The organism is Escherichia albertii NBRC 107761 = DSM 17582 (assembly GCF_000759775.1).
Taxonomy (GTDB): domain Bacteria; phylum Pseudomonadota; class Gammaproteobacteria; order Enterobacterales; family Enterobacteriaceae; genus Escherichia; species Escherichia albertii.
The window spans coordinates 1-12,909 of sequence record NZ_BBMY01000135.1; the positions used below are offsets into that span (position 1 = coordinate 1).

6 protein-coding genes and 2 pseudogenes are annotated in these 12,909 nt (G+C 50.4%); all 8 read left to right on the top strand.

Annotated features, from left to right (window positions below; all coding sequences use genetic code 11):
* The first annotated feature begins 138 nt into the window (after window positions 1-138).
* The gene (gene asd, locus EA14781_RS19055) at window positions 139-1,245 is read left to right on the top strand and encodes an aspartate-semialdehyde dehydrogenase (protein WP_000799933.1); all 1,107 of its coding nucleotides are present in this window, start codon (window positions 139-141) and stop codon (window positions 1,243-1,245) included.
* 272 nt (window positions 1,246-1,517) lie between these two features.
* Entirely contained in the window at window positions 1,518-3,704 is a 2,187-nt protein-coding gene (glgB, locus tag EA14781_RS19060; protein WP_001283699.1) for a 1,4-alpha-glucan branching enzyme, read from the top strand.
* Window positions 3,701-5,674 (top strand): glycogen debranching protein GlgX, encoded by a 1,974-nt coding sequence (gene glgX / locus EA14781_RS19065; RefSeq protein ID WP_000192560.1) that lies wholly within the window; start codon window positions 3,701-3,703, stop codon window positions 5,672-5,674. The genes glgB and glgX overlap by 4 nt, the downstream gene beginning before the upstream one ends.
* Window positions 5,675-5,691: 17 nt before the next feature.
* On the top strand, window positions 5,692-6,987 hold the full coding sequence (gene glgC, locus EA14781_RS19070; RefSeq protein ID WP_000253987.1) for a glucose-1-phosphate adenylyltransferase: 1,296 nt from the start codon (window positions 5,692-5,694) through the stop codon (window positions 6,985-6,987).
* Window positions 6,987-8,420 (top strand): glycogen synthase GlgA, encoded by a 1,434-nt coding sequence (glgA, locus tag EA14781_RS19075; RefSeq protein WP_001197635.1) that lies wholly within the window; start codon window positions 6,987-6,989, stop codon window positions 8,418-8,420. Before glgC ends, glgA begins: the two co-directional genes overlap by 1 nt.
* A gap of 18 nt (window positions 8,421-8,438) precedes the next feature.
* Window positions 8,439-10,886 (top strand): glycogen phosphorylase, encoded by a 2,448-nt coding sequence (gene glgP / locus EA14781_RS19080; protein WP_000993468.1) that lies wholly within the window; start codon window positions 8,439-8,441, stop codon window positions 10,884-10,886.
* 125 nt (window positions 10,887-11,011) lie between these two features.
* Window positions 11,012-12,520 (top strand): annotated as a pseudogene (locus tag EA14781_RS19085) (PstS family phosphate ABC transporter substrate-binding protein).
* A 25-nt stretch (window positions 12,521-12,545) separates the two neighbouring features.
* Window positions 12,546-12,851, top strand: a pseudogene (locus EA14781_RS19090) (PstS family phosphate ABC transporter substrate-binding protein); the annotation flags it as partial.
* Window positions 12,852-12,909: the final 58 nt, after the last annotated feature.

Here is a 12,909-nt window from a genome sequence, read left to right on the forward strand (position 1 = left end):
ATAAGTCGCATTATTGATGGCTTCGCTATCATTGATTAATTTCACTTGCGACTTTGGCTGCTTTTTGTATGGTGAAAGATGTGCCACGAGGACACCGGCACATTTATACAGCACACATCTTTGCAGGAAAAAACGCTTATGAAAAATGTTGGTTTTATCGGCTGGCGCGGTATGGTCGGCTCTGTTCTCATGCAACGCATGGTTGAAGAGCGCGACTTCGACGCCATTCGCCCTGTCTTCTTTTCGACTTCTCAGTTTGGTCAGGCCGCGCCGTCATTTGGCGGTACTGGCAGCGGCACGCTTCAGGATGCCTTTGATCTGGAGGCGCTGAAGGCCCTCGACATCATCGTAACTTGTCAGGGCGGCGATTATACCAACGAAATCTATCCAAAGCTTCGCGAAAGCGGATGGCAAGGTTACTGGATTGACGCAGCATCGTCTCTGCGCATGAAAGATGACGCCATCATCATACTTGACCCCGTCAATCAGGACGTTATTACCAACGGATTAAATAATGGCATCAGGACTTTTGTCGGCGGTAACTGTACCGTAAGCCTGATGTTGATGTCGTTGGGCGGTTTATTCGCTAATGATCTTGTTGATTGGGTCTCCGTTGCGACTTACCAGGCGGCTTCTGGTGGCGGTGCGCGACATATGCGTGAGTTGTTAACCCAGATGGGCCATCTGTATGGTCATGTGGCCGATGAACTGGCGACTCCGTCCTCTGCTATTCTCGAGATCGAACGCAAAGTTACGACCTTAACCCGTAGCGGCGAACTGCCGGTTGATAACTTTGGCGTACCGCTGGCAGGCAGCCTGATTCCGTGGATCGACAAACAACTCGATAACGGTCAGAGCCGCGAAGAGTGGAAGGGGCAGGCGGAGACTAACAAGATCCTCAACACATCTTCTGTGATTCCGGTAGATGGTTTATGTGTGCGTGTCGGTGCGCTTCGCTGCCACAGTCAGGCATTCACCATCAAATTGAAAAAAGATGTGTCGATTCCAACCGTGGAAGAACTACTGGCGGCCCATAATCCGTGGGCAAAAGTGGTGCCAAACGATCGCGAAATGACGATGCGTGAGCTAACCCCAGCCGCCGTTACTGGTACGCTGACCACGCCGGTAGGTCGCCTGCGTAAGCTGAATATGGGGCCAGAGTTCCTGTCAGCCTTTACTGTCGGCGACCAACTGCTGTGGGGCGCTGCAGAGCCGCTGCGCCGGATGCTTCGTCAGCTGGCGTAATGTTTATTCATTAAATCTGGGGTGCGATGCCGCCCCGTTTCGTGCGTAATACAGGAGTAAGCGCAGATGTTTCATGATTTACCGGGAGTTAAATAGAGCATTGGCTATTCTTTAAGGGTGGCGGAATACATGCGTATTCACAGCCTTACCTGAAGTGAGGGCGACGCAGAGAGGATGCACAGAGTGCTGCGTCGTTCAGGTCAAAAAAATGTCACAACCAGATGTCAGAAAATCAGTTGGATGGGGTGACACAATAAAACAGGAAGACAAGCATGTCCGATCGTATCGATAGAGACGTGATTAACGCGCTAATTGCAGGCCATTTTGCGGATCCTTTTTCCGTACTGGGAATGCATAAAACCACAGCGGGACTGGAAGTCCGTGCCCTTTTACCCGATGCCACCGATGTTTGGGTGATTGAACCGAAAACCGGACGCAAACTCGCTAAACTGGAGTGTATCGACTCACGCGGATTCTTTAGCGGCGTCATTCCGCGACGTAAAAACTTTTTCCGTTATCAATTAGCTGTTGTCTGGCATGGTCAACAGAACCTGATAGATGATCCTTACCGTTTTGGTCCTCTAATCCAGGATATGGATGCCTGGCTGTTATCTGAAGGTACTCACCTGCGTCCCTATGAAACCTTAGGCGCACACGCAGATACCATGGATGGCATTACCGGTACGCGTTTTTCCGTCTGGGCGCCAAACGCCCGCCGAGTCTCGGTGGTTGGACAATTTAACTACTGGGATGGTCGACGTCACCCGATGCGTTTGCGCAAAGAGAGCGGCATCTGGGAACTGTTCATCCCTGGGGCGCATAATGGTCAGCTCTATAAATACGAGATGATTGATGCCAATGGCAATCTGCGTCTGAAGTCCGATCCCTATGCCTTTGAAGCACAGATGCGCCCGGAGACCGCTTCCCTTATTTGCGGGCTGCCGGAAAAGGTTGAGCAGACTGAAGAGCGCAAAAAAGCGAACCAGTTGGATGCGCCAATCTCTATCTATGAAGTTCATCTGGGTTCCTGGCGCCGTCACGCTGACAACAATTTCTGGTTAAGCTATCGCGAACTGGCAGATCAGCTGGTGCCTTATGCTAAATGGATGGGCTTTACCCACCTCGAACTGCTGCCAATTAATGAGCATCCTTTCGATGGCAGTTGGGGTTATCAGCCAACCGGCCTGTATGCGCCGACTCGTCGTTTTGGAACCCGCGACGATTTCCGTTATTTCATTGATGCTGCCCATGCCGCCGGCCTGAATGTCATTCTTGACTGGGTGCCAGGGCATTTCCCGACCGATGATTTTGCGCTTGCCGAGTTTGATGGCACAAATCTGTATGAGCACAGCGATCCGCGTGAAGGCTATCATCAGGACTGGAACACACTGATTTATAACTATGGTCGTCGTGAAGTCAGTAACTTCCTTGTGGGTAATGCGCTGTACTGGATCGAACGTTTCGGTATTGATGCGTTGCGCGTCGATGCTGTGGCTTCGATGATTTATCGCGATTACAGCCGCAAAGAGGGGGAGTGGATCCCCAATGAATTTGGCGGTCGCGAGAATCTGGAAGCAATAGAATTTTTACGTAATACCAACCGTATTATTGGTGAGCAAGTTCCTGGCGCTGTGACGATGGCAGAGGAGTCCACCGACTTCCCTAATGTTTCTCGTCCGCAGGATATTGGCGGGCTGGGTTTCTGGTACAAGTGGAACCTGGGCTGGATGCACGATACCCTGGACTACATGAAGCTGGACCCGGTTTATCGTCAGTATCATCACGATAAACTCACTTTCGGCATGCTTTACAACTACACTGAAAACTTCGTCTTGCCGTTGTCGCACGATGAAGTCGTGCACGGCAAAAAATCGATTCTCGACAGAATGCCGGGCGACGCATGGCAGAAATTCGCTAACCTGCGCGCCTACTATGCCTGGATGTGGGCATTCCCGGGTAAGAAACTGCTGTTCATGGGGAATGAATTCGCTCAGGGGCGCGAGTGGAATCACGACGCCAGCCTTGACTGGCACCTGCTGGAAGGCGGAGACAACTGGCATCACGGCGTACAGCGTCTGGTGCGCGATCTGAACCACACTTATCGTTACCACAAGGCATTGCACGAACTGGATTTTGACGCGTATGGCTTTGAATGGCTGGTGGTGGACGATCATGAACGTTCGGTGCTGATTTTTGTTCGTCGCGATAAAAACGGAAACGAAATTATCGTCGCCAGCAACTTTACGCCAGTACCGCGCTATGACTATCGCTTTGGCATTAATCAGCCGGGTAAATGGCGTGAAATCCTCAACACTGACTCCATGCACTATCACGGCAGCAATGTGGGTAACGGCGGCGCGGTACACAGCGATGAGATTGCCAGCCATGGTCGTCAGCACTCATTGGGTCTTACGCTACCGCCACTGGCCACTATTTGGCTGGTGCGGGAGGGAGAATGACACAACTCGCCATTGGCAAACCCTCTCCTCTCGGCGCGCATTACGACGGACAGGGCGTCAACTTCACGCTCTTCTCCGCTCATGCCGGGCGGGTAGAACTGTGTGTGTTTGACGCTCAGGGCATAGAACATCGGTATGACTTGCCAGGACGCAGCGGCGATATCTGGCATGGCTATCTGCCGGATGCGCGCCCGGGTTTACGTTATGGTTATCGCGTACATGGTCCCTGGCAACCTACCATGGGACATCGCTTTAACCCGGCGAAGTTGTTAATTGACCCCTGTGCGCGGCAGATTGAAGGGGATTTTAAAGATAACCCATTGCTGCACGCAGGCCACAATGAGCCTGACTATCGCGACAATGCCGCCATTGCGGCGAAATGTGTGGTAGTGGCTGATCACTATGACTGGAAAGATGATGTCCCGCCGCGTACGCCGTGGGGCAGCACTATCATTTATGAAGCCCATGTCAAAGGATTAACGTATTTACACCCGGAAATTCCAGTTGAGATCCGCGGTACTTATAAAGCACTGGGACATCCGGTGATGGTCAACTATTTAAAACAGTTGGGCATTACCGCGCTGGAACTACTGCCGGTTGCGCAATTCGCCAGCGAACCGCGATTGCAGCGCATGGGGCTAAGCAATTACTGGGGCTACAATCCGGTGGCGTTGTTTGCGCTGCATCCGGCATATGCCAGTTCGCCTGAAACGGCGCTGGATGAGTTCCGCGATGCAGTCAAAGCTCTGCATAAAGCGGGTATTGAAGTCATTCTCGACATCGTTCTTAACCATAGTGCGGAACTGGACCTCGACGGTCCACTTTTCTCACTGCGCGGGATCGACAACCGTAGCTATTATTGGATTAGAGAAGATGGCGATTATCACAACTGGACCGGATGCGGCAATACGCTCAATTTGAGCCATCCGGCGGTGGTGGAATATGCCTGCGCCTGCCTGCGCTACTGGGTAGAAACCTTTCATATAGATGGTTTCCGCTTTGATTTGGCTGCCGTCATGGGCCGTACACCGGAGTTTCGTCAGGATGCGCCGTTGTTTACCGCTATCCAGAACTGCCCGGTGTTATCGCAGGTTAAGTTAATTGCTGAACCGTGGGATATCGCCCCAGGCGGTTATCAGGTGGGAAATTTTCCACCGCTGTTTGCCGAGTGGAACGATCATTTTCGCGACGCCTCTCGCCGTTTTTGGCTGCACTATAACCTGTCGCTGGGTGAGTTTGCCGGTCGTTTTGCCGCTTCCAGCGATGTTTTTAAACGTAATGACCGTTTGCCGAGCGCTGCGATTAATCTGGTCACCGCGCATGATGGTTTTACGCTCCGTGACTGCGTTTGTTTCAACCATAAACACAATGAAGCAAATGGAGAGGAAAATCGCGACGGGACTAACAATAATTACAGTAACAATCATGGTAAAGAAGGATTAGGTGGAACTCTGAACCTGATTGAACGGCGGCGAGACAGCATTCATGCCCTGTTGACGACATTGTTGCTTTCTCAGGGAACGCCGATGTTACTGGCGGGTGACGAACACGGTCACAGTCAGCATGGCAATAACAATGCCTATTGCCAGGATAACCAACTAACGTGGTTAGACTGGTCGCAGGCAAGCAGTGGCTTAACCACGTTTACCGCCGCGTTAATCCATTTGCGCAAGCGTATTCCTGCTTTGGTCGAGAATCGCTGGTGGGAAGAAGGCGACGGTAATGTCCGTTGGCTGAATAGATATGCTCAACCTTTAAGCACGGATGAGTGGCAAAACGGCCCGAAGCAACTGCAAATACTGCTCTCGGATCGTTTTTTGATCGCAATAAACGCCACGCTTGAGGTAACAGAGATTGTTTTACCTGCTGGGGAGTGGCACGCCATTCCTCCATTCGCTGGAGAGGATAACCCAGTGATTACGGCTGTCTGGCAGGGACCTGCACACGGAGTGTGTGTGTTCCAGAGATGATAAAAAAGGAGTTAGTCATGGTTAGTTTAGAGAAGAACGATCGCTTAATGTTGGCGCGCCAGCTGCCATTGAAATCTGTTGCCCTTATTTTGGCGGGGGGACGCGGTACTCGCCTGAAGGATTTAACCAATAAGCGAGCAAAACCCGCCGTGCACTTTGGTGGTAAGTTCCGCATTATCGACTTTGCGTTGTCCAACTGCATCAACTCCGGGATCCGCCGTATGGGCGTGATCACCCAGTACCAGTCACATACTCTGGTGCAGCACATTCAGCGCGGCTGGTCGTTCTTCAATGAAGAAATGAACGAGTTTGTTGATTTGCTGCCCGCACAACAGAGAATGAAAGGGGAAAACTGGTATCGCGGTACGGCTGACGCAGTCACCCAAAACCTCGATATCATCCGCCGCTATAAAGCGGAATATGTGGTGATCCTGGCGGGCGACCATATTTACAAACAAGATTACTCGCGAATGCTTATCGACCACGTCGAAAAAGGCGCGCGTTGCACTGTTGCTTGTATGCCAGTACCGATTGAAGAAGCCTCTGCATTTGGCGTTATGGCGGTTGATGAAAACGATAAGATTATCGAATTTGTTGAAAAGCCAGCGAATCCGCCATCAATGCCGAACGATTCGAGTAAAGCTCTGGCAAGTATGGGAATCTACGTTTTTGACGCAGATTACCTGTATGAACTGCTGGAAGACGATGATCGTAATGAAAACTCCAGCCACGACTTTGGTAAAGATTTGATTCCCAAAATCACCGAAGAAGGGCTGGCCTATGCGCACCCGTTCCCGCTCTCTTGTGTGCAATCCGATCCAGACGCCGAACCGTACTGGCGTGATGTGGGTACGCTGGAAGCTTACTGGAAAGCAAACCTTGATTTGGCTTCTGTCGTTCCGGAACTGGATATGTACAATCGCAACTGGCCAATTCGTACCTACAATGAATCATTGCCACCCGCAAAATTCGTTCAGGATCGCTCCGGTAGCCACGGGATGACCCTTAACTCACTGGTCTCTGGCGGCTGTGTGATTTCCGGTTCGGTCGTAGTGCAGTCCGTTCTGTTCTCGCGCGTTCGTGTGAATTCATTCTGTAATATTGATTCCGCCGTATTGTTACCAGAAGTTTGGGTAGGTCGCTCGTGCCGCTTGCGCCGCTGCGTCATTGACCGTGCTTGCGTCATTCCAGAAGGTATGGTGATTGGTGAGAACGCAGAAGAAGATGCGCGTCGTTTCTATCGTTCAGAAGAAGGCATTGTGCTGGTTACGCGCGAAATGCTACGGAAGTTAGGGCATAAACAGGAGCGATAATGCAGGTTTTACATGTATGTTCAGAGATGTTCCCGCTGCTTAAAACCGGCGGTCTGGCCGATGTTATTGGGGCGTTACCCGCAGCACAAATCGCAGACGGTGTTGACGCTCGCGTACTGTTGCCTGCATTTCCCGATATTCGCCGTGGTGTGACAGATGCACAGGTCGTATCCCGCCGTGATACCTTTGCAGGGCATTTCACGCTGTTGTTTGGTCATTACAACGGGGTTGGCATTTACCTGATTGACGCTCCGCATCTCTACGATCGTCCGGGAAGTCCGTATCACGATACCAACTTATTCGCCTATACCGACAACGTATTGCGTTTTGCGCTGTTGGGATGGGTTGGGGCAGAAATGGCCAGCGGACTTGACCCATTCTGGCGCCCTGATGTGGTGCATGCGCATGACTGGCACGCGGGCCTTGCGCCTGCGTATCTGGCTGTACACGGGCATCCGGCGAAGTCCGTGTTTACTGTGCACAACCTGGCCTATCAAGGCATGTTTTATGCACAACATATGAATGATATTCAATTGCCATGGTCATTCTTTAATATTCACGGACTGGAGTTCAACGGACAAATCTCATTCCTGAAAGCCGGTTTGTACTACGCTGACCACATTACGGCGGTGAGTCCGACTTACGCTCGCGAAATCACCGAACCGCAGTTTGCCTACGGTATGGAAGGTTTGCTGCAACAGCGTTACCGGGAAGGGCGCCTTTCCGGCGTGCTAAACGGCGTCGACGAGAAAATCTGGAATCCAGAAACAGACTTACTGTTAGCTTCTCGTTACTCCCGCGATTCGTTGGAGGAGAAAGCGGAGAATAAGCGTCAGTTACAGATTGCGATGGGACTTAAGGTTGACGATAAAGTGCCGCTTTTTGCGGTGGTGAGCCGTCTGACCAGTCAGAAAGGTCTCGACCTGGTACTGGAAGCCCTGCCGGGGCTTCTGGAGCAGGGCGGGCAACTGGCGTTGCTCGGTGCGGGTGATCCCGTATTGCAGGAAGGTTTCCTTGCGGCGGCGGCGGAATATCCCGGCCAGGTTGGTGTTCAGATTGGCTATCACGAAGCATTTTCGCATCGCATTATGGGTGGCGCGGACGTCATTCTGGTGCCAAGTCGTTTTGAACCGTGCGGCTTAACGCAACTTTATGGATTGAAGTACGGTACGCTGCCGTTGGTGCGGCGTACTGGTGGGCTTGCTGATACGGTTTCTGACAGTTCTCTTGAGAATCTGGCAGATGGCGTCGCCAGTGGGTTTGTCTTTGAAGATAGTAACGCCTGGTCGCTGTTACGGGCTATTCGACGTGCTTTCGTACTGTGGTCCCGTCCTTCGCTGTGGCGGTTTGTGCAACGTCAGGCTATGGCAATGGATTTTAGCTGGCAGGTCGCGGCGAAGTCGTACCGTGAGCTTTACTATCGCTTGAAATAGTTTTCAGGAAACGCCTATATGAATGCTCCGTTTACATATTCATCGCCCACGCTTAGCGTAGAAGCTCTTAAGCATTCTATCGCTTACAAGCTGATGTTTACGATTGGAAAGGACCCGGTTGTCGCCAATAAACATGAATGGCTGAACGCAACGCTATTTGCCGTGCGCGATCGTCTCGTGGAGCGCTGGCTGCGATCAAACCGTGCCCAGTTGTCGCAAGAAACTCGCCAGGTTTACTACCTGTCGATGGAATTTCTGATTGGTCGTACTCTCTCTAACGCCATGTTGTCGTTAGGAATTTATGAGGATGTACAAAAAGCTCTGGAAGGTATGGGGCTGGATCTCGAAGAGCTGATTGATGAAGAAAACGACCCTGGGCTTGGTAACGGTGGTCTGGGCCGTCTGGCTGCCTGTTTTCTCGATTCGCTGGCAACTTTAGGTCTGCCAGGCCGTGGTTACGGTATTCGTTACGACTATGGCATGTTCAAACAGAATATCGTTAACGGCAGTCAGAAAGAGTCGCCTGACTACTGGCTGGAATACGGTAACCCGTGGGAATTCAAACGCCACAATACGCGCTACAAGGTGCGTTTTGGCGGGCGTATTCAGCAAGAAGGTAAGAAAACACGCTGGATTGAGACCGAAGAGATTCTGGCTGTTGCTTATGATCAAATCATCCCCGGTTACGATACTGATGCGACTAACACTCTGCGTCTGTGGAGCGCGCAAGCCAGTAGTGAAATTAACCTCGGTAAATTCAACCAGGGCGATTACTTCGCGGCAGTGGAAGATAAAAACCACTCCGAGAACGTTTCTCGTGTGCTTTACCCGGACGATTCCACTTATTCCGGTCGTGAGCTGCGCCTGCGTCAGGAGTACTTCCTGGTTTCATCAACCGTTCAGGATATTTTAAGTCGCCATTATCAGTTGCATAGAACATACGATAATCTGGCGGATAAAATCGCGATTCATCTCAACGATACCCATCCGGTGCTGTCGATTCCCGAGCTGATGCGTTTGCTGAACGATGAACACAAATTTAGCTGGGACGATGCGTTTGAAGTGTGCTGCAAGGTTTTCTCTTACACCAACCACACGCTGATGAGCGAGGCGCTGGAAACCTGGCCAGTCGATATGCTGGGCAAAATTTTGCCGCGTCACTTGCAGATAATTTTTGAAATCAACGACTATTTCCTGAAAACGTTGCAGGAGCAGTATCCGAACGATACCGATCTGCTGGGGCGAGCATCGATCATTGATGAATCGAACGGACGTCGTGTGCGGATGGCCTGGCTGGCGGTTGTGGTGAGCCACAAAGTTAACGGTGTCTCGGAGCTGCACTCTAATCTGATGGTGCAATCGCTGTTCGCTGACTTTGCGAAAATCTTCCCGGGACGTTTCACCAATGTCACCAACGGCGTGACGCCACGTCGCTGGCTGGCGGTAGCAAACCCGTCACTTTCAGCCGTGCTGGATGAACACCTTGGCTGCAACTGGCGCACTGACCTTAGCTTGCTAAATGATCTGCAACAGCATTGTGATTTCCCGATGGTGAATAACGCAGTACATCAGGCAAAACTGGATAACAAAAAGCGTCTGGCGGAGTACATTGCTCAACAATTGAATGTGGTGGTGAATCCGAAAGCGCTATTCGATGTGCAGATCAAACGTATTCACGAATACAAACGTCAATTGATGAATGTATTGCACGTTATCACCCGTTATAACCGCATCAAGGCCGATCCAGATGCGAATTGGGTACCGCGTGTGAATATTTTTGGCGGTAAGGCGGCTTCGGCGTACTACATGGCGAAGCATATCATCCACTTGATCAACGATGTCGCTAAAGTGATCAACAACGATCCAGAAATTGGCGATAAGCTGAAAGTGGTGTTTATCCCGAACTACAGCGTCAGTCTGGCGCAGTTGATCATTCCGGCAGCCGATCTTTCCGAACAGATTTCGCTGGCGGGGACGGAAGCCTCCGGCACCAGTAATATGAAATTTGCCCTTAACGGCGCGCTGACCATTGGTACGCTGGACGGCGCAAACGTCGAAATGTTGGATCACGTCGGTGCTGACAATATCTTTATCTTTGGTAACACTGCGGAAGAAGTGGAAGAGCTGCGTCGTCAGGGCTACAAACCGCGTGAATACTATGAAAAAGATGAAGAATTACATCAGGTACTGACGCAAATCGGCAGCGGTGTGTTCAGCCCGGAAGATCCGGGCCGCTACCGTGATCTGGTGGATTCATTGATCAACTTTGGCGATCACTACCAGGTACTGGCGGATTATCGCAGCTATGTCGATTGCCAGGATAAAGTCGACGAGCTCTATGAGCGTCCTGAAGAGTGGACCGCTAAAGCGATGCTGAATATCGCTAATATGGGCTACTTCTCTTCTGACCGCACGATCAAAGAGTACGCGGAACATATCTGGCATATTGATCCGGTGAGATTGTAAGTTCACGCTAAAAGTAGAACGGGGCCAAAGGGCCCCGTTTTTTTTGCCTTTATTTCGGAAAAGTGTCCAGAGGGAGCGAGAGTTCTCGGGGAGTATAATTTCACCATTCAGGAAGAATGGACAGAATGATGAAAAACAGAAAATGGATTTTGACCTCGCTGGTAATGACTTTTTTTGGTATTCCCATACTGACGCAATTTTTAGCAGTAGTGATTACTATCCTGGGAGCCGGGCTTTCAGTAATTATTGAGATTTGCAATTTACTCTTAACGCCAACAATCTATCTTCAACTCAACGTCTTTATGCTAACGCTGGGGGCAATAATAATATTTTTCTCTGGACGCGTGTGGGCGGGCGATAGTGCGCCAGAAAAGAGGGAAGTTATAATCTGGCGACAGAGTCTATTTTTATTACCGGCACTATTAATACTGGCTGGCTGGATAATCACACTACATCTGGCAGACTATCAATTTCGCCAGATGGGAGCGGACTGGTTGGCAAACCTTATGCTTCCCTGGCAGGGTGTTTTGTTACTCTCATTAATCAGTGGCGACTACTGGTGGATAGTCATTATTCCCGTTGGGGCGCATATCAGTTTTTCGCTGGGATATGCCTGGCCAGCCAGATATCCTTTAACCGGCACGTCCGGGCTACGTTGTCGTAACTTACTCCTCTTTATGCTTCTCTTACTGGGTATTGTCGCCGGTTATCAGGCTTATTTATATAAACAGCTTAATCCCGGCGTCGGTGTGCGCGAAGATATTGATACCTAGGCCATGCGACCCGATAAATTTAATAATCAACTGACGCCGCTACGTGACAAACCGCAAATTCAGTTTAGGCAAAACTGGCCGCGAATCGATGGTGCTACGGCAGCGTATCCGCTTTATGCCTCTGCATTTTATGCACTAAGCGTTATACCGGAGGATTTTCATTCATGGGAATATCTGACGAACTCTCGTACACCAGAGGCGTATAACAGGATTATTAAAGGTGACGCCGATATTATTTTCGTGGCGCAACCTTCCGGTGGGCAGAAAAAACGTGCAAAGGAATCTGGTGTCACTTTGCTGTACACCCCCTTTGCCCGTGAAGCATTTGTTTTTATCGTCAATGCTGATAATCCAGTTAATTCCCTGACTGAACAACAAGTGCGTGACATTTTTAGTGGCGCAATTACCAATTGGCGTACTGTTGGCGGTAACGATCAGGAAATCCAGATCTGGCAACGCCCGGAAGACTCTGGCAGCCAGACGGTGATGCAATCGCAGGTCATGAAAAATGTCCGTATGATCTCGCCGCAGGAAACCGAAGTGGCAAGCATGATGGGAGGAATGATTAATGTCGTTGCCGAATATCGTAATACAAACAACTCAATAGGTTACACATTCCGTTATTACGCCACGCAGATGAATGCTGATAAAAATATCAAATTATTAACCATTAATGACATTGCGCCGACTGCGGAAAATATTCGTAACGGCAAATATCCTTATATTGTTGATGCATTTATGGTGACGCGTGAAAACCCTACGCCGGAAACGCAAAAATTGGTGGATTGGTTTTTAACGCCACAGGGGCAAAGTTTGGTAGAAGATGTGGGATATGTGCCGCTGTATCCAACAATGAAATAATCCTCTGGAGAAAGGAATCAGCGCGATGAATAAATTTATCGGTATTTTGCTATTAGTCTTGGCATTGCTGGCGGGATGTGTCGACCGGGAAGGGTACTATAACAGCGTCAGGGAAGAAGAGAGCCATGGGCTGACGTCTCTGCGGGGGCAACCTGAATTACGTTACAGCGATGATTGGTCAAGATGGCCGAGAGTGTACGGTGCTACAGCCTTATATCCGCTGTATGCATCCGCGTATTATGCATTAGTACCCGAGCCAAAAGATAAGGATCGAACCTCGTTGGCCTGGCAGGCGTATAGTTTGCAACAAACCCGAACAGCTGAAGCCTACGGGTAATGACTCCAACTTATTGATAGTGTTTTATGTTCAGATAATGCCCGATGACTTT